Genomic DNA, 23,179 nt, shown 5'->3' with positions numbered 1-23,179 from the left:
CCGCGCTCTCAGCCCGTGCTCCCAGTCCGTGCTCTCAGCCCGCGCTCCCAACTCGCAGCCCGGCACCCACCGGCTCCGTTCCGGCCGCCGCCCTCCCGGTCCTCCGGGCCTCGCTCGCCGCCTCGCGGTCGAGCATGCGCCGGAACGGCCCGGCGCTCTCCGCCGCCAGCGCCGCGTAGCGGCCCCGCTGGACGACCCGCCCGGCGTCGAGGACCAGCACCTCGTCGACGGTCTCCTCGGAGAGCGCGGCCAGGCGGTGGGTGATCAGCACCGTGGCGCGGCCCTGCGTGGCCGCCAACAGGTCGGCGGTGAGCGCGTCGGCCGTGGGCGGGTCGAGGTGCTCGGCCGGCTCGTCGAGGACGAGCACGGGGAAGTCCGCGAGCAGGGCCCGCGCCAGGGCGAGCCGCTGCCGCTGACCGCCGGAGAGGCGGGCGCCGTGCTCCCCGACGGGGGTGTCCAGGCCCTGCGGGAGGCCGTCGGCCCACTCCAGCAGGCGGGCCGCCGACAGGGCGGCGCGCAACGCCGCCTCGTCGGCGTCGGGCCGGGCCAGCCGCAGGTTCTCGCGGAGGCTGCTGGCGAAGAGGTGCGCGTCCTGCGCGCACAGGCCGACGGCCCGGCGCACCGCGTCGCCGTCGAGCTCCGTGGCGGGGGTCGCCCCCACGCCGAGGGTGTAGCCGCCGCGGACCGGGTCGAGGAAGCGGAGCAGGCAGTGCGCCAGGGTGCTCTTGCCGGACCCCGAGGGCCCGACCACCGCGACACGGCGTCCGGCGGTCAGCTCCAGGTCGATCCCGTCGAGCGCCAGCGCGGGCACGGCACCCTCCCGGGCCCGCCCGGGGTAGCGGGCGGCCAGCCCGTCGACCCGGAGCGGGAAGGGGCTGGCCGGCGCCGCCACGGGGCGGGCGGGCTCGCGCACGGCAGGCCGCGCGTCGGTGATCTCGTGGATGCGTTCGGCCGCCCGCGTCACGCGCTGCCGGTGCTGGACCGCCTGCGGCAGACCCGCCACGGCCTCGGCGGCGGCGAGCGGCACGAGCACGACGGTGGCCAGCCACACCCCCGCGAGGCGGCCGTCCGCGACGGCTCCGACGCCGAGCCACGCGGCCGCGGTGACGGTGAGGCCCGTGGTGAGGGCGGTCAGGCCGCCGCCCAGCGCCAGGGCGGCGGCGGAACGCGCCCCGAGCGCCGTCAGCCGTGCGTCGGCGGCGGCCACGGCGGCTCTCCTCGCGGGCAGGGCGCCGGCCACCGTGAGTTCGGCGGTGCCGGTCAGCAGGCCCAGGGCGTGGGAGGTCAGCACCCCGCGGGCCGGCGCCACCTGCCGCTCGGCTCGTCGCGCCACGGCCCCGGCCAGTGCCGGGACCGCGACGCCGGCCACCAGCAGTCCGCACGCCAGGGCGAGGCCGGCGGCGGGCAGCAGCCAGCCGGTGAAGGCCACGGCGGCCAGCGAGACCAGGGCTGCGGCGGCCACGGGGAGCAGCCAGCGCAGGAAGTAGTCCTGGAGCGCGTCGACGTCCGAGACGAGCCGCGCCAGCAGCTCGCCCCGGTCGCCCCGGTCGCCCCGGTTGTCCCGGTCGGACTCGCCGGACCGGCCTGTCCGCTCGCGCGGCTCACCACCGACGCCGCCGCGACCGGGGTCGTCGTCCTCGTGGCCGCGCCCGCCGTCGGGCCGACCGCCGGAGGAGACGTCGCCGTGGAACGGTGCCAGACGGGCGAGGCGCCGGTAGGTCGTCACCCGGAGCTCGGCGAGGATGCGCAACACCGCGTCGTGGCCGACGAGGCGTTCGGCGTAGCGGAAGACGGCGCGGCCGATGCCGAAGGCGCGGGTCGCCGTCACCGCGATCATGAGGTAGAGGATCGGCGGCTGCTCCCAGGCGCGGGAGATCAGCCAGCCCGAGGTGGCCATCAGCCCCACCGAACTCGCCAGGGTCAGCGCGCCGAGCACGGTCGCCAGCGCCAGCCGGCCGCGTCGCGCGGCCCCCGCCGCCCGCACCCGCGCGAGCGGCCTGGCCCGTCCGGCCGCGGTCCTCGCGCCCCCGGGGCCGTTGCCCGCTCCTGCCCTCGGCTCGGCATGGGCCGAGGACAGAGGGCCGGCAGCCGTCGGGCGGTGCCGCCCGAGCCCGGCGACGCTCGGTTCCACGTGAAACACCCGCGGTTCCCCGTGAGAGGCCGGCGGTTCCCCGTGAGGCACCCGTGGTTCCACGTGAAACACCCGGTCGGCCGCGGCCAGCAGCGCGGGCCGGTGGGTGACCAGCACCACCGTGCGGCCCGGCCGCGCCGCCGCGCGGCGAATCGCCGCCACCACCGCCGCCTCGGTCGCGCCGTCCAACGCCGCCGTCGGCTCGTCGAGCAGCAGCAACGGCCGGTCGGCGAGGAACGCCCGCGCCAGCGCGACCCGTTGCCGCTGCCCGGCCGACAGGCCCACGCCCCCGTCACCGACCTCCCGACGGGGGTCCAGCTCGCTGGCCGCCGCCTCCACCAGCGCCGCCGCCACGGCGTCGTCGTCGGCCTCTGGCCGGGCCAGCCGCACGTTCTCCGCGACGGTCCCGGCCACGAGGTGCGGGCGCTGCGGCACCCACGCGACCTGTCGGTGCCACCCCGCGAGGTCGAGCTCGTTCAGGTCCCGTCCGCCGACGAGGACGCGGCCGGCCGCGGGGCGCGCGAAGCCCAGCAACGCGGCGAGCAGCGTCGACTTGCCTCCGCCCGAGGGGCCGGTGAGTGCCAGGGTCTCCCCCGGCGCGACGGTGAGGCTGGTCGCGGCCAGGGCGTCGGCGGTCCGGCCCTCGTGCCGGACGACGAGCCGTTCGACGGCGATCGTCGCCCCCCGCACGTCCGGGGCGGCCTCGGTACCGCGCGGCGGGGGCGGCGTGTCGAGGACGTCGAAGACCTCCTCGGCCGCCGCGAGCCCTTCCTGCGCGGCGTGGAACTCCGCGCCCACCTGGCGCAGCGGCAGGTACGCCTCGGGGGCGAGGATCAGCACGACCAGGCCCGTCGCCAGGTCGAGGTCGCCGTGGACCAGCCGCATGCCGACGCCGACCGCCACCAGCGCCACCGAGACGGTCGCCAGCAGCTCCAGGGCGAAGCTGGAGAGGAACGCCACGCGCAGGGTGCGCAGGGTGGCGCGCCGGTAGTCACCCGTGATCGTGCGGATGGCCTCCGCCTGGGCCGTGGCGCGGCCGAAGACCTTCAACGTCGTGAGGCCGGTGACGACGTCGAGGAAGTGGCCCGAGAGCCGGGCCAGCGCCCGCCACTGCCGCTTGGTCTGGGCCTGGGTGGCCCAGCCGATCAGCACCATGAACAGCGGGATCAGCGGCAGCGTGACCGCGATGGTGACGGCGGCGATCCAGTCCTCGGTGAGGATGCGGGCCAGCACCGCCACCGGCACCACGGCGGCGAGGCCGAGCTGCGGCAGGTACCGGGAGAAGTAGGCGTCGAGCGCGTCGACGCCGCGCGTGGCCAGGGCGGTCAGCTCGCCGGTCCGCTGGCCCGTCAGCCAGGCGGGCCCCAGCGTGCCGGACGCGTGGTCCAGCAGCCGCAGCCGCAGCTCGGACTTGACGGCGGCGCTGGCGCGGTGGGCCGCCAGCCCGGTGAGGTAGGCGACGGCCGCGCGGCCCACGGTGACGGCGAGCAGGCCGAGCAGCGGTCCGCGCAGCTCGCCCACGTCCGCCCCCGAGGTCACCGCCCGCGCGATGACCTCGGCCAGCAGCACGGCCTGCGTGATGACCAGCCCGGCCCCCGCGAGGCCGAGCGCGACCGATGCGAGGAGGAAGCCGCGCGTGGCGCGGGCGTAGCGCAGCAGGCGGGGATCGACGGGCCGTGTCATGACGCGAGGTGCTGGGTGCCGATGCGCTTGCGGAACACCCAGTAGGTCCAGCCCTGGTAGAGCATGACGACGGGGGTGGCCAGCGCGGCGCACCAGGTCATGATGCGCAGCGTGTAGGGGGAGGAGGCGGAGCCCTCGACGGTCAGGCTCCAGGCCGCGTCGAGCGAGGAGGGCATCACGGCCGGGAAGAGCGTGAGGAACAGGGCGGCCACGGTGGCGGCGATGGTCACCCCGGAGAGGGCGAAGGCCCAGCCCTCGCGGCCGGCGCGGTTCGTCGCCAGCGCGGCGAGCAGCGCGCCCGCGGCGAGGAGGAGCGCGACCAGCGAGCCCACACCGCCGCCCGTGCCGCCGTCGCTGCCCGCACCGCCGCCGTCGGCCTGGGTCCAGACCAGGAACCCGACGGCCAACGGGACCGCGGCGGCCCCCAGCCGGGTGGCCGTCCGCCGGGCCCGCGCGCGGATGTCCCCCACCGTCTTGAGCGCGGCGAAGACGGCGCCGTGGAAGGTGAACAGCACCAGGGTGGTGGCCCCGCCCAGCAGCGCGTGCGGCCCGAGGAGGTCCAGCAGGCCGCCGGCGTACTCGCCGTCGGCGTCGATCGGCACGCCGCGCACCACGTTGGCGAAGATCAGGCCCCACAGGAAGGCCGGCAGCAGGGAGCACCAGAAGATGGCCCGCTCCCAGCGGCGCTGCCAGCTCTCCTCGGGCCGCTTCGCGCGGTACTCGAAGGCGACGCCGCGCACGATGAGGCAGAGCAGGACGGCCAGCAGCGGCAGGTAGAAGCCGGAGAAGAGGGTGGCGTACCAGTCGGGGAAGGCGGCGAAGGTGGCGCCGCCGGCCGTCAGCAGCCACACCTCGTTGCCGTCCCAGACCGGTCCGATGGTGTTGATCAGGACGCGCCGCTCGGCGCGGTCGCGGGCCAGGACACCGGTCAGCACGCCGATGCCGAAGTCGAAGCCCTCAAGGAAGAAGTAGCCCGTCCACAGGACGGCGATGACGACGAACCACAGCTCGGGGAGTTCCACGAACCACGCTCCTCAGTCCAGTCGGTCCAGTCAGTCCGGTCAGTCCGGTCAGTCCGGTCAGTAGGAGAAGGCCATGGGCCGGTCCTCGGCGTCCGCTCCGCGGTCGCCGCCGATGCGGGTCGGCGGGTTGCGGTCGGCGTCGGTGAGCTCGGGTGGCCCTGCCTTGGCGTAGGTGATCAGCAGCCGCGCCTCGACGACGGCGAGGACGGCGTAGAGCAGCGTGAACGCGGTCATCGAGGCGATGACCTCGCCGTTGCTGACGCTGGGGGAGACGGCGGACGAGGTCTTCAGCAGGCCGTAGACCACCCACGGCTGGCGGCCGGTCTCGGTGAAGATCCAGCCCCAGGCGTTGGCGACCAGGGGGAAGAGGAGGGTGGCGAAGGCCAGGCGCCAGTACCAGGTGGTGAGGCGGGGGCCGAGGGAACGGCCGCGCGTGAGGGCCAGACGCGGCACCTCTTCGGGGCCCGTCCGCAGCGCGGGTGCGAGCCAGCGGCGGCGCCGGGTCAGCCACAGGCCGGCGGCGCCGAGCGCGGCCGACGCCATGCCGAAGCCGATCATCCAGCGGAAGCTCCAGTACGCCAGCGGGATGTTGGGCCGGTAGTCGCCGGGTCCGTACTGCTCCTGCATCTGCTCGTTGATGTCGTTGATGCCCGGTACCTCTGACGAGAAGTCGTCGTGGGCGAGGAAGGACAGCACGCCGGGCACCTCGACGGCGACCTTGTTGTGGCCCTCCTCCACGTCGCCGACGGCGAAGAGGGAGAACGGCGCCGGCGCCTCCGTCTCCCACAGCGCCTCCGCGGCGGCCATCTTCATCGGCTGCTGCTCGTACATGATCTTGCCCAGGCGGTCGCCGGAGACGGCGGTCAGCAGGCCGGCGAAGACCATCGTGACCAGGCCGAGGCGGAGGGAGGCCCGCATGACGGGAACGTGGCGGCTCCGCATCAGGTGGTAGGCGGCGATGCCGACCATGAAGGCGCCGCCGGTGAGGAAGGCGGCGGCGATGGTGTGCGCGAACTGGGCGACGGCGGTGTTCTGCGTCAGCACCTCGACGATGTCGGTGAGCCGGGCGCGGCCGGTCTCCTCGTCGATGGCGTACCCGACGGGGTGCTGCATCCAGGAGTTCGCGGCGAGGATGAAGTACGCCGAGGCCACGGTGCCCACGGCCACCGCCCAGATGGTGGCGAGGTGGATCCGGGGTGGCAGCTTGTCCCAGCCGAAGATCCACAGGCCGACGAAGGTCGACTCGAAGAAGAACGCCAGCAGCGCCTCCATGGCGAGCGGCGCGCCGAAGACGTCGCCGACGAAGCGGGAGTACTCCGACCAGTTCATGGCGAACTGGAACTCCTGGAGGATGCCCGTCACCACGCCCATGGCGATGTTGATCAGGAAGAGCTTCCCCCAGAACTTGGTGGCGCGGAGGTAGGTCTCGTTCCCGGTGCGGACCCAGGCGGTCTGGAGGCCGGCGGTGAGGGAGGCGAGGGAGATCGTCAGGGGGACGAAGAGGAAGTGGTAGACGGTGGTGATGCCGAACTGCCACCGCGCCAGGGTCTCTGGCGCGAGCGCGAGGTCTATGCCGCTCACGAGGGTCTCTCCTTCAGCTTGTGAACGTATTCACATTCACAAGCTCCAGTATGACCCATGCGCCCGATTCCCCCGCACCCGGGGGTCACCGCCCCGAGACCGACCCGCCCGCGCCCGACGCTCCCCGCGCCGGGCCCACCGCATACACCCGCCGGCCCGGCCCCGGTCCCCGCCTAACGATCCTGGTCCTGGCCCACCGGTCCCCGGCCCTGGTCGTGGCCGACCGGGCCCTCGGCTCTCGGCCCTGGTCCTGGTCCTGGTCCACCAGCCCTCGGCCCCGGTCCTGACCGACCGGCCCCCGGTCCCAGGGCCCGACCTAGCGGGCCGGCGCGGACCGGTCCCGGCGGAACGCCGCCGCCGTGCGGAGCATCAGGTCGTTCGCGGCCGTCTCCCCGATCGTGACGCGCACGCCCTCGCCCGCGAACGGCCGCACCGTCACGCCCGCCGCCTCACACGCCGCCGCGAAGTCGCCCGTGGCCTCACCGAGTCGCAGCCACACGAAGTTCGCCTGCGACTCGGGCACCACCCAGCCCTGGGCCGACAGCTCGGCCCACACGCGCTCCCGCTCCTCCACCAGGCCCGCCACCCGCTCCAGCAGCAGCTCCTCGCGGCCCAGGCTGGCCACGGCCGCGTCCTGCGCGATCTGGCTGACGCCGAACGGCACGGCCGTCTTCCGCAGCGCCGCCGCCACGGGCTCGTGCGCCACCGCGAAGCCGACCCGCAGCCCGGCCAGCCCGTACGCCTTGGAGAAGGTGCGCAGCACGCACACGTTGGGCCGGTCCCGGTAGAGCGCGAGCCCGTCCGGGGCGTCGGCGTCGGTCACGAACTCCCGGTACGCCTCGTCGAGCACCACGAGCACGTCGTCGGGCACCCGGTCGAGGAAGTGCTCCACGTCGTCGCGCGAACTGATCACGCCCGTCGGATTGTTGGGCATGCAGAGGAAGACCAGCCGGGTCCGCTCCGTGACGGCCTCGGCCATGGCGTCGAGGTCGTGCTCCTCGCCCTCGGTCAGCGGCACGCGCACGGAGGTGGCGCCGGCGATCTGCGTGATGATCGGGTACGCCTCGAAGGAGCGCCAGGCGTAGAGCACCTCGTCGCCGGGGCCGGCCGTGGACTGCACCAGCTGCTGCGCGATGCCGACCGAACCCGTGCCGGTCGCGAGGTGGCCGACGGGGACGTCGTGGTGCTCGGCGAGGGTGGTGAGCAGCTCGCCACAGGCCATGTCGGGGTAGCGGTTGAGGGAACCCGCCGCCGTCACCGCCGCCTCCAGCACGCCGGGCAGCGGCGGGTAGGGGTTCTCGTTCGACGACAGCTTGTACGTCTCCTGGGCCGCGTCCGTCGCGCTCGGCGGTCGGCCGGGGGTGTACGTCGGGATGCCGTCCAGCGTGGTGCGCAGGCGCGGCCCGGCGGCGTCGGCCTGGGAGGATCGAGGGCTCACGCCCGACACTCTAGGTGCTGCTCCTGGATTCCCCCCAGGTCCGTGCGCGGAGTCCTTCGTCCCACGGCCGCGCCATCGGGCCGTCGCCATCGGGCCGTCGCCATCGGGCCGTCCCCGTCGGGTCATCGCCGCCGGTCCGACCCGGCCCGCGTCGCACGGCCTGGCCGCCCGCCGTCCCACGCGCCGACCACCCGCCGGCTCACCGCGCGTGACGCCGGGCGCACACCTGCCACGGGCGCCCTCACGCGCTTCACCCGTACGAGTGAGGAGAGCCCTGTTGAAAACATGACAGCCTTCGATCAAATCTCCCGAAGGGCCCCCTGAACGAAAGGATTTCCAGCGCACTGCCATCGAATCAAAGGCATGAGTCGTCAATGACCATGCTGAAACGTAACGGTTCTCCCGTGCGTGAGTGGCCCACCCGCTTCCGTCGCCCGGGCCTACGATCGGCTCGCCATGACAGCAGCGAAGCACAAGGCGACCCGAGCGGCCCGATCGGCCGGTCGCCGAGCCAGCGGACGGGCGGGCATCCGTGACGTGGCCGCCGCTGCCGGAGTCTCGATCACCACTGTCTCCGACGCGCTCAACGGCAAGGGCAGACTGCCGGACGCCACCCGCCGCCACGTGCGCAGCGTCGCCGACCGCCTCGGTTATCGTCCCTCCGCCGCCGCACGCACCCTCCGCACCGGCAAGTCGGGGCTGATCGGCCTCACCGTCACCACCTACGGCGAAGAACCGTTCACCTTCACCGAGTTCGCCTACTTCGCCGAGATGGCGCGCGCCGCCACCTCCGCCGCCCTCGCCCGTGGCTACGCCCTGGTGATCCTCCCGGCCGCCTCCCGCCACCACGACTTCGACGTGTGGTCCAACGTCGCCCTCGACGGCACCGTCGTCATCGACCCCGCCGACCACGACCCGGTCGTCACCGAACTCGTCCGCCAGGGGATCCCCGTCGTCTCCGACGGCCGCCCCGCCCCCAGCCTCCCCGTCACCGCCTGGGTGGACAACGACCACGAGGCCGCCGTCATGGGCCTCCTCGACCACCTCGCCGGCGCCGGCGCCCGCCGCATCGGCCTCCTCACCGGCACCAGCACGGACACCTACACCCGCCTGTCGACCACGGCGTACCTCACCTGGTGCGAACGCGCCGGCCAGGAGCCGGTCTACGAGGCGTACCCGGCCCACGACCCCTGCGCCGGCGCCGTCGCCGCCGACCGCCTCCTCGCCCGCCCCGACCGACCCGACGCCGTCTACGGCCTGTTCGACCCCAACGGCACCGACCTGCTCGCCGCCGCCCGCCGCTACGGCCTGCGCGTCCCGGACGACCTGTTGCTCGTCTGTTGCAGCGAGTCCAGCGTCTACGCCAGCACCGAGCCGCCCATCACCACGCTCTCCCTCAAGCCGGGACGGATCGGCACCACGGTGATCCAGCTGCTCATCGACGCGATCGAGGGCGGCGCGCACGACGCGGGCGCCGACGGCGTCCGCGAGCCGCACCCCGACCCGAACCACCAGCCCCACCAGGTGATGCCGACCGAGCTGATCGTGCGGGCCTCCTCCCAACGGCGGGTGCGGCGGCCCCGCGTGGCCGCGCCCCGCACACCCCCGTCGACCGGTTCCTGAAGGCCGCCCCCGGTCCCCGTCCCCCGGTCCCCGGTGGAGCGGGCCGCGCCGTCCGCGGCGTTCGCGAGGTCCGCGGACCCGCGGTGGCGGGCGTCGCGGGCACCGCCGGGATCGGGGAGACGGACCCCGGGCGGGGCGGGGCACGTCGCGGAGTCGGCCCGCCACGCACGGCGGCGCACGGCCGCCACGGCGGGTGGAGGGGCCGGCCCGGCGAGCACGCGACACCCCGTCGCCGATTTTCTCTGGCCCCAGGTGTGTCACACCTGAGCACCGGGATTCCTATGATGGGCGAATGCACCGCGACCAGCCCGTTAGAAAGTCGGGCCGGTCCAGCAGGTGGGAGGCGGCGTTCGATGGTGGAGGGGTCGATGACACAGGTGGCACACGGCGCCGGCCTGGGGCCAGACCAGGGCTCGAACGCGTGGCGCGGCGCCGATCCCGACGGCGCGAGCGCCATGACCGATCTGTACTCCCCGACACTGCCCAACCTTCCGGCGATGGGCCCCGCCGCGCCGGCGGCGCGGGAGCCCGCCGTCGATCCCGAGCCGGAGCCCGCGGCGCCCGTCCTCGGCCCGCTCTACGTCGTCGGTGACGTCCACGGATACCTCGACGAGCTGCGCGTCGTCCTCCGCGAGTCCGGCCTGACGGACGCGGAGGACCGTTGGGCCGCGGGCAACGCGCGCCTGTGGTTCCTGGGGGACTTCACCGACCGCGGCCCCGACGGCATCGGCGTGATCGACATGGTGATGCGCCTGTCCGCCGAGGCCGCCGCCGCCGGCGGATACTGCAAGGCCCTGCTCGGCAACCACGAGCTGCTGCTCCTCGGCGCCAGCCGCTTCGGCGACGCCCCCGTCGAATCCGGCGCCGGCACCGCCTCCTTCCAGGCCGCCTGGCTGCTCAACGGCGGACAGCGCAGCGACATGGAGCGCCTCCAGGACCACCACGTCCAGTGGATGGCCCGCCTCGACTCCATGGCCCTGGCCGACGGGCACCTGCTGCTCCACTCCGACACCACCGCCTACCTCGACTACGGCGGCACCATCGACGACGTCAACGACGCCATCTGGCAGGCGCTCCAGCGCAACGACGTCAGCGAGACGTGGGAGCTGTTCCGCAAGTTCACCAAGCGCTTCGCGTTCCGGGACGAGGAGAAGGGCCCGCGGGCGGTCCGCGAGCTCCTGGCCACCTACGGCGGCGAGCGCGTCGTCCACGGCCACAGCCCCATCCCGTACCTCACGGGCGACGCGGGCGGCTCGGGCGGCGACGGGGGCGACGCGGACGAGGACGGCGCGGACGCCACGCCGTTGGTCTCCGGCCCTCACGTCTACGCCGACTCGCTCGCGATCGCGATGGACGGCGGCGTCACCATGGCGGGGCGCCTGCTCTGCGCCCGCCTGCCCCTGCCCGGCCACCCCGACGAGCGGAACGCGGAGCACGCCGTGGCCTGAGGCGGTGCGTTTCCGAAGTGCGAACAGGGGGAACAGAGGAGATTCCCGGGATTTTCCTGTGACGGAAGCCCGGAGCCCTCTACCATCGTTCTGCTCGCCAGCTCTCGCCGTGCCAGCCGCCTGACGGAGCTGTCCGAACGCCCCATCGGAGCAACCGGGGACGCCCATGACCAGCGCTGAGGTTCTCCCTCCAGAGGATCAGGCCGACTTCGAGCGGATCCTCGACGAGGCGCTGCGCTCCGCCCGGCTCACCGGCTCCGCCGACCGACTCGACGTGGAGCACCTGCGGGACCTCGCGCTGCGGGCCGTTCCCGAGATCGCCGCGGCGGCCGAGCCGGAGTACCGGCTGCTCCGCCGGCTGCGCCGCGAGGTGCGTGAGGCCGAGCCGCCCGCCCCCTCGCCCCCGCCCGGGGGCGGCGACGCGGAGGCGTCGGGCTCCGGCGTCGTCGCCGTGATCGCCGTGCTGGTCCCGGTGTTGGCCGGCGTCGCGGCCGTCATCTTCCTCCTCCTCGGGTACGCGCTGGGGCTGTCCGACTCCGAGCTCGCCGTGGCGGGGCGGATGCGCGCCGTCGGGTGGGCCTTCGCGGCGCTGGCCGCCGTCGGCCTGCTGTTCGCCGTCGCCGGCATGTGGGTCGCCGCGATGCGCAACGGCTCCCGCACCTCGATCCGCCCGCCGCGCCCGGCCCGCCGCCGGGGCGCGTTGCCGCAGGACGTGGCCCGCGCCCGGGAGGCGTGGCTGCGGGCGCTGCTTGACCACGGCATCACGCCGTTCCTGCGCCAGCACGCCGCCCGTGCCGGCGGCCGGGCCGGGAGCGTCGCCGTGGGGTCGGCCGTGGGGTCGGCCGTGGTGTCCGCGGCGGGCTCCGCCGAGGGGAAGGACGAGCGGGACGACGAGGGGAACGAGCAGGGCGCGGGGGACCTCGCCGGCGCCGCGGGGGCCAGCGTCAGCGCGGAGGGCGGCCGTCGCACCCCGCGGTTGCGGTTCTCCCGTCCCGAGTTCTCCAGCCCGGACTTCGACAGCCAGGCCCCCGCCCGCGACGGGGGCCGTGCCCGGCCACGCATCGGCCACCCCACCTACAGCGGGCCCCGCTTCGGCAGCCCCCGCTTCACCTCGCCCGAGGAGGGCAGGGACGAGCGGGACCGTGAGGAGGCGCGCGCCCGGCGGGGCTTCGCCGCGCCGGACTACTCGGGCCCCGACTTCGACAGCCCGGACTTCGACAGCCCGGCGGGTGGCGACGCCCAGGGGTCCGGTGCCCGACGGGGCTTCGCGGCCCCCGACTTCTCCCGTCCCGAGTACGACAGCCCGGACTTCGACAGCCCCGACTTCGACACCGGCACCGGCACCAGCTCGGGCCCCGGTGCCGGCGGTGCCGGCGGTGCCGACGTCGACGCCGACGAGGACGCGCCGCCGCGCCGCCGGCCCCGTTTCGGCCAGCCGGACTACTCGGGGCCCGGGTTCTCCAGCCCCGCGGAGGGCGGTTCCGACCGCGACTGACCGCCGCCCCCCAGCAGCTCCTCGATGACGAGCGCGACGCCGTCGTCGTCGTTGGAGGCGGTGTGGTGGCGGGTCGCGGCGAGGACCTCGGGGTGGGCGTTGGCCATCGCGTAGGCGGTGCCGGCCCAGCCCAGCATCTCCAGGTCGTTCGGCATGTCCCCGAACGCCACGACCTCCTGCGGCCTGATGCCGCGGCGGGCGCAGCGTCGCGCGAGGGTGCTGGCCTTGCTGACGCCGGGGCCGCTGATCTCCAGCAGCGCGCTCGGGCTGGAGCGGGTGAACTCCCCGTGCTCGCCGGCCGCGCGGCGGGCCTGCGCCAGGAAGACGTCCGGGTCGAGTGAGGAGTGGTGGGCGAGCAGCTTCAGCACGGGGCTGTCGTGCTCCTCGCGGAGGGGGCGGCCGGCTCCCAACAGCTTCTGGGCCGGTGCCACCTCGGCGGGCACCCGGTGGTCCTCGTGCAGCGGCGGGTAGTGCGGCTCGTACCCCATGCGGTCGACGCGTTCCACGGCGAAGCTCACGCCCGGCGCGGCGCGGCGCACCCGTTCGACGATGGCGAGGGCGGCGGAGATGGCCAGGGGACGCACCTCGACGAGGGCGTTGTCCCGGCGCAGGTCCACCACGGCGGCGCCGTTGCCGCAGATGGCCAGGCCGTGGCCGTGGACGTGGGCGCTGACGACGTCCATCCAGCGGGCGGGGCGGCCGGTGGCGAAGATGACCTCCACCCCGGCGCGTTCGGCGGCGGCGAGGGCGGCGACGGTGCGGGGGGAGACGGTCTTGTCGCCGCGCAGGAGGGTGCCGTCGAGGTCGGTGGCGATCAGGCGGGGCAGCGGAGGACGGGGCAGCGGGGCGCGCGACGGTACGGTGGGCATGATTCACCAGCATATGCGCGCTCATATGGGCATGTACATGCACCAACGAGTCAACGGCGGTGGTGTGGCGCGTGGCCGGTAACCGCGCTGTCGTCGACGCCCACCTCGCGTTCTGGGCATGTCACCCCCACGCCATCGCGTCACCACAGGTCACCCCGGCAGCCGACCGCCCCTCCCCTCCGCGGGACCCCCCGACGGCGACCCACGGCATCCCCCTAAGGGAAAGCCGTACTATCGGCCGACACCAGCCAGGGTCACTCCGGCCGAAAGGCTGACGCGACGCCCCCGGCCGCGCACTACGGTCGTTCCCGTGAGCACGAGTGTGAGCGTCAACGACAGCGCGGGAGACCGGCCGGCCGCCGCCCCGCCGCAGGCCGTCATCCGCACAGACGGCCTCACCAAGCGGTACCCGAAGGTCACCGCCCTCGACCGGCTGACGGTGGACATCGGGCCCGGCGTCACCGGCCTCGTCGGCGCCAACGGCGCCGGCAAGTCCACCCTCATCAAGATCCTTCTCGGCCTCGCGCCCGCCAGCGAGGGCACCGCGACGGTCCTCGGGCACAGCGCCGCCGCCGAGGGGCGCGCCATCCGCGAGCAGGTCGGGTACATGCCCGAGCACGACTGCCTGCCGCCCGACGTCTCGGCCACCGAGTTCGTCGTCCACATGGCCCGCATGTCCGGCCTCCCCCGCACCGCCGCCCGCGAGCGCACCGCCGACACCCTCCGCCACGTCGGGCTCTACGAGGAGCGGTACCGCCCCATCGGCGGCTACTCCACGGGCATGAAGCAGCGGGTCAAGCTCGCCCAGGCCCTCGTCCACGACCCCAGGCTCGTCCTCCTGGACGAGCCGACGAACGGTCTCGACCCGGCCGGCCGGGACGACATGCTCGGCCTGATCCGCCGGATCCACACCGACTTCGGCATCTCCGTCCTCGTCACCTCGCACCTGCTGGGCGAGCTGGAGCGCACCAGCGACCACATCGTCGTCATCGACGGCGGCAAGCTGCTGCGCTCCCAGGCCACCGCCAGCTTCACGCAGGCCACCGCCTCCCTCGCCATCGAGGTGACCGACAGCGACGCCCACCCCGACGGCGCCGCCGCGCTGCGCGCCGCGCTGAGCTCCGCGGGCCTCGCGCCCACCGCCTCGGGCCACCTCGTGATCCTCGACGCCACCGACGACGCGGTCTACGACACCGTCCGCGACGCCATCGCGGACCTCGGCCTCGGCCTGGTCCGGATGCAGCAGCGCCGCCACCACATCGCCGAGGTCTTCCAGGACCGCGCCCCGGACGACTCCGGCGCGCGGGACCCCGATGGGAATGACCCCGCCGGGAAGGACCCCGCCCGGAAGGGCGCCGCCCGGCGAAGCCCCACCCCCGCACGCCCCGCCCAGGACTCCTCGCAGCACTCCCCGCAGGACCGCGCCGAGCACCAGGCACAGGAGACCCCCACCGAGGGAGCCCACCCGTGACCACTCCACCGTCCGCCAGCCCCGCGGCGCACGAGGCCCGCATCCACGACATCGGGTACCGCAGGTACAGCGGCCAACGCCTCGGCACGCTCTACGCCCGGCGCTCCCTCTTCGTCCACTCCCTGCGCGGCGCCTACGGCCTGGGCCGTTCCGCCCGCTCCAAGGTCCTGCCGTTCGGGCTCTTCGCCATCATGGCGATGCCCGCCGTCGTCAGCGTCGCCGTCGCCACCACCGTCGGACTCGACGAACTCCCCATCGGGTACACCGAGTACCCCCTGTTCATGCAGCCGATCGTCGGCCTCTACCTCGCGCTCGCCGCGCCCCACATGGTCTCCCTGGACCTGCGGCACAAGACCATCCCGCTGTACTTCTCCCGCCCCATCGACGCCCGCGACTACGTCGCCGCGAAGTTCGCCTCCCTCACCGCGGCCCTCTTCCTCTTCACCGCGATCCCGATCACCATCGCCTACGTCGGCGGCCTCCTCGCCGAGCTCGGCTTCACCACCCAGACCGAGGACTTCACCCAGGGCCTCGTCTTCGCCGCCGTCTTCTCCGTCTTCCACGCCGGGATCGCGCTGCTGACCTCGGCCCTCACGCCCCGCCGCGGCTTCGGTGTCGCCGCCGTCATGGCCATCCTCACGATCCCGTACTTCGCGGTCTCCGCCGTCCAGGTCATCGCCACCGAGCAGGGCAACGACGGCACCGTCGGCTGGATCGGCCTGGCCTCCCCCGGCAGCCTCATGGACGGCCTCCAGTCCGCCTTCCTCGGCGGCACCAGCCAGTTCCCCGACAACGTCGAGGTCACCGGAGCGGCCGCCCCGGCGTACGTCCTCGTCGTCCTCGCCCTCACCGCGCTGAGTTACGTCCTCCTCGTCCGCCGCTACCGGAAAGTGGGGCTGTAGATCCATGACCGCCATCCAGATCAACGCCACCTCACGCTGGTTCGGCAACGTCGTCGCCGTCAACGACATCACCATGACCGTCGGCCCCGGCGTGACCGGCCTCCTCGGGCCCAACGGCGCCGGCAAGTCCACCCTCATCCACATGATGAGCGGCTTCCTGGCCCCCTCCGCCGGCACCGTCACCCTCGACGGCCAGACCATCTGGCGCAACGCCGAGGTCTACCGCCACATCGGCCTCGTCCCCGAGCGCGAGGGCATGTACGACTACCTCACCGGGGGCGAGTTCGTCCTCGCCAACGCCGAGCTCCACGGCCTGCCGGACCCCGGCGCCGCGACAGCCGCGGCGCTGGACACCGTCGAGATGACGCAGGCCGCGGACCGCCGCATCGCCACCTACAGCAAGGGCATGCGCCAGCGGGTCAAGATGGCCTCCGCCCTCGTCCACCAGCCCTCGGTCCTGCTGCTGGACGAGCCGTTCAACGGCATGGACCCCCGCCAGCGCATGCACCTGATGGAGCTGCTGCGCCGCATGGGCGCGGAGGGACGCACCGTCCTGTTCTCCTCCCACATCCTGGAGGAGGTCGAGCAGCTCGCCAGCCACATCGAGGTCATCGTCGCCGGCCGCCACGCCGCCTCCGGCGACTTCCGCAGGATCCGCCGCCTGATGACCGACCGGCCCCACCAGTACCTCGTCCGCTCCGCGGACAACCGGGCGCTGGCCGCGGCCCTCATCGCGGACCCCTCCACCGCCGGCATCGAGGTCGACGCCCAGGAGGACGCCCTGCGCATCCAGGCGATCGACTTCTCCCGCTTCACCAGCGAACTCCCCCGACTCGCCCGCGACCACGGCATCCGCCTCACGGAGGTCTCCCCCTCCGACGAATCCCTCGAGTCCGTCTTCTCCTACCTGGTGGCCCGCTGATGTTCGCCTTCTACGACAAGACCGTCGCCCGCCTCACCTACCGGGCGCTCCTCGGCCGCCGCCGCGCCCTGATCCTCGCCACCCTCCCCGCGATCCTTCTGGTCATCGCCTTCGTCGTCCGCACCCAGACCGGCGCCGACGACCGGGCGGCCACGGAGATCCTCGGCGGCTTCGCGCTGGCCGCGATGGTGCCGCTGATCGGCGTCATCGCCGGCACCGGCTCCATCGCCCCAGAGATCGACGACGGCTCCATCGTCTACCTGCTGTCCAAGCCCGTCCGCCGACGGACCATCGTCACCACGAAGCTGCTCATCGCCATCGCGGTGACGGTCGCGTTCACCACCGTCCCCACCCTGCTGGCCGGCGTCATCCTCAACGGCAACAGCCAACGCATCGCGCTGGCCTACACCCTGGCCGCCGCCGTCGCCGCCGTCGCCTACAGCGCCGTCTTCCTCCTCCTCGGCATCGTCTCCCGCAACGCCGTCGTCTTCGGGCTCATCTACGCCCTCGTCTGGGAGGCCCTCTTCGGCAGCCTCGTCCCCGGCGCCAGGACCCTCAGCATCCAGCAGTGGTCCCTCTCCCTCGCCGAACGGGTCGCGCTGCCCGCCGCCGACGTCACCTCCGAGGTCTCCCTCGCCACTGGCGTGATCCTGCTGGTGGCCGCCACGGTCGCCGGCACCTGGTACGCCACCCGGCGCCTGTCCGTCCTGACCCTCGCCAACAGCGACTGAGCGGGTTGTCCACACCCCGGAGCCCCTGTGGATACCGGGGTGTGGACAACCGCGACGCGGCCTACGACGCCCCGCCCCGCCTCCGCCGTGGCAGCGCCGCTCGCCGCTCGCGCACCTCCCTCAGCTCCCTCACGTCCGCGGCGACGTCCGCCAGCCGCCCGCTCATCGCGGAGACGACGCGCTCGGTGTTGTCCACGCGCCGCTCGACGTGCTCCAGCCGCACCGCCATCTGGTGCAGCACGGGGCCGAGGTCCCGCAGCGCGGGCCCGATGTCGGCCAACGCCGCCTCGACGTGCGTCACCCGCCGCTCCAGCGCGTCGGACGTCGCACCGCGCCGCGCGCCGTCCTCGGCGTCCAGCAGGTAGGTCCGCACCCGCCGGGCGACCGCGCTGCCGCGCAGCAGCATCGCGATGTTCAGGACCGTCCTGCGGGAGTACAGCGTCAGGTGCGCACGGCCCTGTGGATAACTTTTAATTGAAAGGGACAAGCTGTCCCTTTCAAAGACCCGCAGGTCAGAGCCCCTAAGAATATGCAGGCCGTTCTCGGCCAGCTCGGCCCTGTGGCGCTGGACCACCTTCCTGATGACGTCCCTGTGGACAACGAAGTAGGCCGCGACCATCTCCGTGGTGACGTGCAGACCGTCCGGCAGCAGCGCCAGAGCCTTCACCTCGTCGAGCGCGTCGGTGCGCGCCGCGAGGCTGCCGCGCAGCGAGCGCGACTCCATCAGAACCTTCTCGTCGTGCATGGTGGGGAGACCTCCTGGTCCCGTTCGGACATGACGGATGAGCCCCTGCGTCCACACCCCGGGGCGGCGGGCTGCCCGTATCCAGGGACCAGGAGCGGAGATCTGCCCTACACGTCACGTCTCGTCACGGCCGGCACGCACCCGGGCGTCACCGCCCGCCGCCGGCACTCACCACTTCACGAACCCTCGGCGCCACACACTCCTGTCGCCTCCGCGCACTTCGTCCAACGAGTCGCTCATCATGAGGTCACACGTTCGGGCCCGCGCGACACTGGACCCATGGACGACCGGCGGAACAAGCGCATCTCCACGTACCTCTCCCGGCACCTGCGTCACGACCCGGCACGGATCGGGATCACGCTCGACGAGCAGGGCTGGGTCGGCGTCGACGAACTGGTCGCGGCGGCCCACCGGGACGGGTTCCGCATCAGCCGGGCCGAGGTGGAGCACGTCGTCGCGACCAGCGACAAGCAGCGCTTCGGCCTCGTCGGCGAGGGAGCCGCCGCTCGCATCAGGGCCAACCAGGGCCACTCGGTGTCCGTCGACCTCGGGCTGCCGCCCGCCGAGCCGCCCGCGTTCCTCTTCCACGGCACCGTCGCCCCGAGCCTCACCGCGATCCGCGTCGAGGGGCTGCGCCCCATGCGGCGGCAGCACGTCCACCTCTCTCCCGACCTGGAGACCGCGACGCGGGTCGGCGCGCGGCGCGGAAGACCCGTGATCATCACCGTGGACGCCGGCGCGATGCACCACGCCGGCCACGTTTTCCACCGCAGCGACAACGGTGTGTGGCTGACCGAGGCGGTGCCGGCCGCATTCCTGCACTTTCCCGACTGAGGCGAACGAACTCACATTCCGTGTTTCCGCGCGCACAGCGCGCGTCTTCGGGTTGTCGGACGTCACACGGGTGTATCCCGTACGTGTCGCAGCTTAGGAACGCCCTCCCCAGGGTGGACGTCGCAGGCTCGGTCATCTCATAGGGTTGGTGTATGGGACTGGACCACGTGATCATTGAGGCGGTCGAGGAGTTTGTCGCCACGCCGTGGGTGTACCTCGCGCTCTTCGCCATCGCCAAGCTTGACGGCTTCTTTCCCGTGGTCCCCAGCGAGACGCTGGTGATCACCCTAGGGGTGTTCGCGGCGTCGAATTCCGAGCCCAACATTCTCATCATCATCGCCGTCGCCGCAGTCGGAGCCTTCGCGGGAGATCACATCTCCTACTTCATCGGCCGGAAGTCCGGGCCGAGGATCATGGCGAAGGTGAAACCCGGCAGCCGCACCCAGAAGGCGTACGACCGCGTCGGTCACATGCTGGAGAAGCGCGGCGGCCTCGTGCTGATCAGCGCCCGGTACATCCCGGGCGGACGCACCGCCGCGACGCTCACCACCGGCGCCACGCGGTATCCGCTGCGCAACTTCTCCAAGTACGACGCGATCGCCGCGATCAGCTGGGCGACGTACTCGGCCCTCATCGGGTACATCGGCGGCGCCGCCTTCGAGGAGAACCCGCTGCGCGGCCTGGCGATGGGCCTCGGCCTGGCCCTGGCGATCACCATCGGCCACGAGGTCATCCGCGTCCTGTACGAGCGCCGCAAGCACCGGCGCGCCGGCCTGAGCGCCGCGGGCGGCGGCAGCGACAGCGACAGCGGCAGGGTCGACGGGTCGGACGACGAGCCGGAGGCCGTGCCGCCCGCCGGGGCGTCGGCCTCGTGACGGCGCCCGCGACAGGCGCCGTGTCACACACGACCAGCCAGACCAGCCAGACCAGCCAGACCAGCCAGACCAGCCGGATCAGCCGCCTGACCTCGGCCGACTTCGCCGAGACCGTCCCGGCCCTCGCCCGGCTCTTCGTCGACACCGTCGCCGACGGCGGCTCGCTCGGCTTCGTCGACCCGTTCGACGAGGAGACGGCCGCCGCCTGGTGGCGCGGCAGGGCGCCCGGCGTCGCCGACGGCGGCCTCGCCGTCTGGGTCTCCCGCGAGGGGGACCGCGTGACCGGCACCGTCAGCCTCGCCCGGTGCCCCTGGCCCAACGGCAGCCACCGCGCCGAGATCCTGAAGCTGATGGTCCACCCCGACGCCCGCGGCCGTGGCCTGGCCCGCGCGCTGCTGGCCACCGCCGAGCAGGCCGCCGCCGAGGCCGGCCACACCCTCCTCATGCTGGACACCGAGACCGGCACCGCCGCGGAACGGCTCTACCTCGCCACCGGCTGGATCCGCCACGGGATCGTGCCCGCGTACGCCACGGACCCGGCGGGCACACCGCAGGACTGCAGCTTCTTCCACAAGCCGATCGGGCCGGCCGCCGCCGCCCGCTAGGAGGCACGCCATGGGTGAGACCACGCGCGAGGAGCGGGGGCGCTCGCCGCGGCTGGAGGCGGTGACGCCGGGGAACGTCGCCGAAGCGTGCCGCCTGTCCGTGCGTCCCGACCAGCAGAACCTCGTGGCGCCCGTCGCGTGGTCGCTGGCCGAGGCGTACACGAGCCCCGCGGTCGCCTGGCCACGCCTGGTGTACGACGGGGAGCGGCTCGTCGGCTTCGTCATGGGGGCGTTCGACCCCGACAACGAGGTGGCGGCGTTCCGTTGCGGCATCTGGCGGCTGAACGTCGCCGCGGGGGAACAGGGCAGGGGATACGGCCGGTTCGCCGTCGAGCAGGTCTGCGTGGAGGCGCGCCGACGCGGGCAGCGGCGGGTCACCGTGCTGTGGGTGCCGCGCGACGGCGGCGCCGAGGGGTTCTACCGCGCGCTCGGCTTCCGGCCGACGGGCGAGGTGATCGGGGGCGAGGTCGTCGGCGAGCTGCTCCTGGACGAGGAGCCCGCGGCCACGGGGAGGGCGTGATGGGCCTCACGGTGGAGAGCCGGCCGTCCGACTCGCCGTACGTCGAGCGGGTGTGGCGCAGCCGCAGCCACGACGACGTGAGCCGGATGACGTCGGTCGCCACGACGCTGTGCGAGCTGGTCGTGTGGGAGCACCGCGGCCGGGTCAACGTGGCCGTGCGCGGGCCCGAGTCGCGGGCGAGCGAGGCCGAGGTGCCCACGGACTCCACGTTCTTCGGGATCAGCTTCTCGCTCGGCACCTCCCTGCCGCACCTGCCGGCCGACCGGCTCGTCGACGGCGCCGTGGAGCTGCCCGACGCGACCGCCGTCTCCTTCCCGTTGCACGGCTCCACCTGGCGCATGCCCGACTTCGACAACGCCGAGTTCTTCGTGCGACGGCTGGTCCGTGAGGGCGTGCTGGTCCGCGACCCCTTCGTCGCCGCCGTGCTGGACGGCGCCGAGCCCGAGGTGTCGGAGCGCACCCTCCAGCGGCGCTTCCTCGCGGCCACCGGCCTCACGCGCGGCGCCGTCCGGCAGATCGACCGGGCGCGGCGGGCGGCGCTGCTGATCCAGGAGGGGGAGCCGGCCGTCGAGGTGGTCCACCACCTCGGGTACTTCGACCAGCCACACCTGGCGCGCTCGCTGACCCGCTACGTCGGGCGGACCGCGACGCAGCTGCGGCGGCCCGGCGGCGTCGCCCCCGCCCCGGCCCCCGAGCCGCTGTCGCTTCTGTACAAGACCGGCGAGGCCGCGCCCGCATAGTCTCCGTGGTGTTCCCGCCGCACGCGTCCGGCGTGACGGGAGCACCGACCACGAATCACGACGCGCCCCCCGGGGGGCGTGACGGAGCGTCAAACGGAGGACGTCATGCGCAAGCTTGTTTCCGGGCTGTTCTACTCGCTCGACGGTGTGGCCGAGGCGCCGGACCAGTGGCAGTTCGCGTTCGACGACGAGATGGGCGCGGCGTTGAGCAGGACGATCGAGAGCACCGACGCGGTGATGATGGGCCGGGTGACCTTCACCGACTGGGCCGGGTACTGGCCGAACGTGACCGAGGGCGAGGACCTCGACTTCGCGAACTGGATCAACAACGCGCCCAAGTACGTCGCCTCCACCACCCTGACGGACGTCAGCGCCTGGCAGAACAGCACCCTGCTCGGGAGCGACCTGGCCGCGGAGGTGGCGAGGCTGAAGGCCGGGGAGGGCAAGGACATCGCCGTCACCGGCAGCATCGGCCTGGTGCGGTCGCTGGTGGAGCAGGACCTGCTCGACGTGCTGGAGCTGTACATCCACCCGGTGGTGGCCGGCGGCGGCAGGAAGAAGCTGTTCGCCGACGACGCGTCCCTGAAGAAGCTCCAGCTCGTGGACTCGTACGCGACCAGCAGCGGCGTGGTGGCCGCGACCTACCACCCGGTGCGCTGAGGGACCTCCCCTCAGCGGAGCAGGGGCTCGAGGACCTTCGCTATGCCGTCCGCGTCGTTGCTGGCCGTGACCTCGTCGGCGACGGCCAGCACCTCGGGGTGGGCGCCGGCCATCGCGACGCCGTGGGCGGACCAGCGCAGCATCGGTATGTCGTTGGGCATGTCGCCGAACGCGATGGTGTCGGCGGCCGTGACGCCCAGCCGCCGGGCGGCCAGCGAGAGGCCGGTGGCCTTGCTGAGGCCGACCGGCAGCAGCTCCACCAGCTGGGGCCCCGAGACCACGATCTGCGCGGCGTCGCCCAGCAGGGTGCGGGCGACGTCCGCGAGCCCGTCGTCCGTGTGGTCGGGGTGGTGGAGGTGGAGCTTGATCAGCGGCTCCGCCCAGAAGTCCGCGCGCCCGGGGGCGAGGGACGGGCGGACCGGTGAGCGGTTCTCGTCGGAGAGCCAGGCGCCGGAGGCGTGCTCCCAGAACAGGTCGTCCATGAGGATCCCGCCGTCGAGGCTGTCGCGGGTGACGGCGACGCCCAGCGGGCCGAGCTCGGACTCCAGCAGGGCCAGGGCGCGGCGGGCCAGCGTGCGGTCGAGCGTGACGGACGTCAGCAGCCGGTCCTCGCCCGCGTGGTAGAGCTGCGCGCCCTGGCCGCAGACGGCCAGGCCCCGGTACCCGAGGTCGTCGAGGATGTGCCGGGTCCACGCGACGTTCCGCCCGGTGGCGACGAGGTGCGCGGCGCCGGCCGTCGTGGCGGCGGCCAACGCCTCCCGCGTGCGCGCGGATATCGTCTCGTCGCTGCGGAGCAGCGTGCCGTCGAGGTCCGTGGCGACCAGGCGGTACGGGAACGACGACGGGGACGACGACGCGGACGGGGGCGGGGGCGGGGGCGGGGG

20 protein-coding genes are annotated in these 23,179 nt (G+C 73.7%); 13 read left to right on the top strand and 7 right to left on the bottom strand.

The genetic code is table 11. The features are described 5' to 3' along the window. Positions 1-34: 34 nt before the first annotated feature. From cydD to hisC, 4 genes are all read right to left on the bottom strand, one after another. On the bottom strand, positions 35-3,814 hold the full coding sequence (cydD, locus tag ACTWP5_RS29170; protein WP_443224156.1) for a thiol reductant ABC exporter subunit CydD: 3,780 nt from the start codon (positions 3,812-3,814) through the stop codon (positions 35-37). Then, positions 3,811-4,836 carry a cytochrome d ubiquinol oxidase subunit II gene (cydB, locus tag ACTWP5_RS29165; RefSeq protein ID WP_443224155.1) on the bottom strand — a complete coding sequence of 342 codons (1,026 nt, stop codon included), beginning with the start codon at positions 4,834-4,836 and terminating at the stop codon, positions 3,811-3,813. The genes cydD and cydB overlap by 4 nt, the downstream gene beginning before the upstream one ends. A gap of 57 nt (positions 4,837-4,893) precedes the next feature. After that, positions 4,894-6,408: a cytochrome ubiquinol oxidase subunit I gene (locus ACTWP5_RS29160; RefSeq protein WP_443224183.1), complete on the bottom strand. Its 1,515-nt coding sequence runs from the start codon at positions 6,406-6,408 to the stop codon at positions 4,894-4,896. 325 nt (positions 6,409-6,733) lie between these two features. Further along, a complete protein-coding gene (gene hisC, locus ACTWP5_RS29155) occupies positions 6,734-7,855 on the bottom strand; it encodes a histidinol-phosphate transaminase (protein ID WP_443224154.1) in 1,122 nt (373 codons plus the stop codon). A 456-nt stretch (positions 7,856-8,311) separates the two neighbouring features. Here hisC and ACTWP5_RS29150 point away from each other — a divergent pair, with 456 nt between their 5' ends. The 3 genes from ACTWP5_RS29150 to ACTWP5_RS29140 all read left to right on the top strand — a co-directional run bounded on the left by ACTWP5_RS29150 (position 8,312) and on the right by ACTWP5_RS29140 (position 12,421). Further along, positions 8,312-9,478 (top strand): LacI family DNA-binding transcriptional regulator, encoded by a 1,167-nt coding sequence (locus ACTWP5_RS29150; protein WP_443224153.1) that lies wholly within the window; start codon positions 8,312-8,314, stop codon positions 9,476-9,478. A 368-nt stretch (positions 9,479-9,846) separates the two neighbouring features. Then, on the top strand, positions 9,847-10,926 hold the full coding sequence (locus tag ACTWP5_RS29145) for a metallophosphoesterase (protein WP_443224152.1): 1,080 nt from the start codon (positions 9,847-9,849) through the stop codon (positions 10,924-10,926). A 166-nt stretch (positions 10,927-11,092) separates the two neighbouring features. Then, positions 11,093-12,421, top strand: a complete 1,329-nt coding sequence (locus ACTWP5_RS29140) for a hypothetical protein (protein ID WP_443224151.1) — start codon at positions 11,093-11,095, stop codon at positions 12,419-12,421. On the opposite strand, the gene ACTWP5_RS29135 is transcribed toward ACTWP5_RS29140, so the two are convergent. Then, positions 12,367-13,290, bottom strand: coding sequence for a Cof-type HAD-IIB family hydrolase (locus ACTWP5_RS29135; RefSeq protein WP_443224150.1), 924 nt, complete (start codon positions 13,288-13,290; stop codon positions 12,367-12,369). The genes ACTWP5_RS29140 and ACTWP5_RS29135 overlap by 55 nt on opposite strands. 379 nt (positions 13,291-13,669) lie before the next feature. On the opposite strand from ACTWP5_RS29135, the gene ACTWP5_RS29130 reads away from it, so the two are divergent. From ACTWP5_RS29130 to ACTWP5_RS29115, 4 genes are read left to right on the top strand one after another with little or no spacing between them, the layout of a single operon-like run. Next, positions 13,670-14,761, top strand: a complete 1,092-nt coding sequence (locus ACTWP5_RS29130) for an ABC transporter ATP-binding protein (RefSeq protein ID WP_443224182.1) — start codon at positions 13,670-13,672, stop codon at positions 14,759-14,761. Then, positions 14,758-15,663, top strand: a complete 906-nt coding sequence (locus tag ACTWP5_RS29125) for an ABC transporter permease subunit (RefSeq protein WP_443224149.1) — start codon at positions 14,758-14,760, stop codon at positions 15,661-15,663. The genes ACTWP5_RS29130 and ACTWP5_RS29125 overlap by 4 nt, the downstream gene beginning before the upstream one ends. Before the next feature lie 4 nt (positions 15,664-15,667). After that, the gene (locus ACTWP5_RS29120; RefSeq protein WP_443224148.1) at positions 15,668-16,585 is read left to right on the top strand and encodes an ABC transporter ATP-binding protein; all 918 of its coding nucleotides are present in this window, start codon (positions 15,668-15,670) and stop codon (positions 16,583-16,585) included. Next, positions 16,585-17,316: an ABC transporter permease gene (locus ACTWP5_RS29115; protein ID WP_443224147.1), complete on the top strand. Its 732-nt coding sequence runs from the start codon at positions 16,585-16,587 to the stop codon at positions 17,314-17,316. The genes ACTWP5_RS29120 and ACTWP5_RS29115 overlap by 1 nt, the downstream gene beginning before the upstream one ends. Before the next feature lie 61 nt (positions 17,317-17,377). On the opposite strand, the gene ACTWP5_RS29110 is transcribed toward ACTWP5_RS29115, so the two are convergent. Then, a complete protein-coding gene (locus ACTWP5_RS29110; RefSeq protein WP_443224146.1) occupies positions 17,378-18,061 on the bottom strand; it encodes a hypothetical protein in 684 nt (227 codons plus the stop codon). Positions 18,062-18,340: 279 nt separating this feature from the next. On the opposite strand from ACTWP5_RS29110, the gene ACTWP5_RS29105 reads away from it, so the two are divergent. The 6 genes from ACTWP5_RS29105 (at position 18,341) to ACTWP5_RS29080 (ending at position 22,295) form a co-directional block, all read left to right on the top strand. Then, positions 18,341-18,895, top strand: coding sequence for an RNA 2'-phosphotransferase (locus ACTWP5_RS29105; RefSeq protein WP_443224145.1), 555 nt, complete (start codon positions 18,341-18,343; stop codon positions 18,893-18,895). A 152-nt stretch (positions 18,896-19,047) separates the two neighbouring features. Beyond that, positions 19,048-19,770: a DedA family protein gene (locus tag ACTWP5_RS29100; protein WP_443224144.1), complete on the top strand. Its 723-nt coding sequence runs from the start codon at positions 19,048-19,050 to the stop codon at positions 19,768-19,770. A 20-nt stretch (positions 19,771-19,790) separates the two neighbouring features. Then, positions 19,791-20,375: a GNAT family N-acetyltransferase gene (locus ACTWP5_RS29095; RefSeq protein WP_443224143.1), complete on the top strand. Its 585-nt coding sequence runs from the start codon at positions 19,791-19,793 to the stop codon at positions 20,373-20,375. Positions 20,376-20,385: 10 nt separating this feature from the next. Then, positions 20,386-20,895, top strand: coding sequence for a GNAT family N-acetyltransferase (locus ACTWP5_RS29090; protein WP_443224142.1), 510 nt, complete (start codon positions 20,386-20,388; stop codon positions 20,893-20,895). After that, complete coding sequence (locus tag ACTWP5_RS29085) at positions 20,895-21,635, top strand: helix-turn-helix domain-containing protein (protein WP_443224141.1); 741 nt, start codon at positions 20,895-20,897, stop codon at positions 21,633-21,635. Before ACTWP5_RS29090 ends, ACTWP5_RS29085 begins: the two co-directional genes overlap by 1 nt. 105 nt (positions 21,636-21,740) lie before the next feature. Next, positions 21,741-22,295 (top strand): dihydrofolate reductase family protein, encoded by a 555-nt coding sequence (locus ACTWP5_RS29080; protein ID WP_443224140.1) that lies wholly within the window; start codon positions 21,741-21,743, stop codon positions 22,293-22,295. An 11-nt stretch (positions 22,296-22,306) separates the two neighbouring features. Here the strand turns inward: ACTWP5_RS29080 and ACTWP5_RS29075 are convergent, their stop codons facing one another. After that, positions 22,307-23,119 (bottom strand): HAD family hydrolase, encoded by an 813-nt coding sequence (locus tag ACTWP5_RS29075; RefSeq protein ID WP_443224181.1) that lies wholly within the window; start codon positions 23,117-23,119, stop codon positions 22,307-22,309. Positions 23,120-23,179 lie beyond the last annotated feature (60 nt).

Source organism: Streptomyces sp. 4N509B, from assembly GCF_052245655.1.
In the GTDB taxonomy this organism is placed as follows: domain Bacteria; phylum Actinomycetota; class Actinomycetes; order Streptomycetales; family Streptomycetaceae; genus Streptomyces.
This window is presented reverse-complemented; position numbering and strand designations above follow the sequence as displayed.

What these genes read in the sequence shown, in the direction of transcription:
- cydD (WP_443224156.1), bottom strand. Translation starts at nt 3,814, where the DNA reads ATGACACGGCCCGTCGATCCCCGCCTGCTGCGCTACGCCCGCGCCACG.
- ACTWP5_RS29150 (WP_443224153.1), top strand. Translation starts at nt 8,312, where the DNA reads ATGACAGCAGCGAAGCACAAGGCGACCCGAGCGGCCCGATCGGCCGGT.
- ACTWP5_RS29145 (WP_443224152.1), top strand. Translation starts at nt 9,847, where the DNA reads ATGACACAGGTGGCACACGGCGCCGGCCTGGGGCCAGACCAGGGCTCG.
- ACTWP5_RS29140 (WP_443224151.1), top strand. Translation starts at nt 11,093, where the DNA reads ATGACCAGCGCTGAGGTTCTCCCTCCAGAGGATCAGGCCGACTTCGAG.
- ACTWP5_RS29135 (WP_443224150.1), bottom strand. Translation starts at nt 13,290, where the DNA reads ATGCCCACCGTACCGTCGCGCGCCCCGCTGCCCCGTCCTCCGCTGCCC.
- ACTWP5_RS29120 (WP_443224148.1), top strand. Translation starts at nt 15,668, where the DNA reads ATGACCGCCATCCAGATCAACGCCACCTCACGCTGGTTCGGCAACGTC.
- ACTWP5_RS29115 (WP_443224147.1), top strand. Translation starts at nt 16,585, where the DNA reads ATGTTCGCCTTCTACGACAAGACCGTCGCCCGCCTCACCTACCGGGCG.
- ACTWP5_RS29110 (WP_443224146.1), bottom strand. Translation starts at nt 18,061, where the DNA reads ATGCACGACGAGAAGGTTCTGATGGAGTCGCGCTCGCTGCGCGGCAGC.
- ACTWP5_RS29105 (WP_443224145.1), top strand. Translation starts at nt 18,341, where the DNA reads ATGGACGACCGGCGGAACAAGCGCATCTCCACGTACCTCTCCCGGCAC.
- ACTWP5_RS29100 (WP_443224144.1), top strand. Translation starts at nt 19,048, where the DNA reads ATGGGACTGGACCACGTGATCATTGAGGCGGTCGAGGAGTTTGTCGCC.
- ACTWP5_RS29090 (WP_443224142.1), top strand. Translation starts at nt 20,386, where the DNA reads ATGGGTGAGACCACGCGCGAGGAGCGGGGGCGCTCGCCGCGGCTGGAG.
- ACTWP5_RS29085 (WP_443224141.1), top strand. Translation starts at nt 20,895, where the DNA reads ATGGGCCTCACGGTGGAGAGCCGGCCGTCCGACTCGCCGTACGTCGAG.
- ACTWP5_RS29080 (WP_443224140.1), top strand. Translation starts at nt 21,741, where the DNA reads ATGCGCAAGCTTGTTTCCGGGCTGTTCTACTCGCTCGACGGTGTGGCC.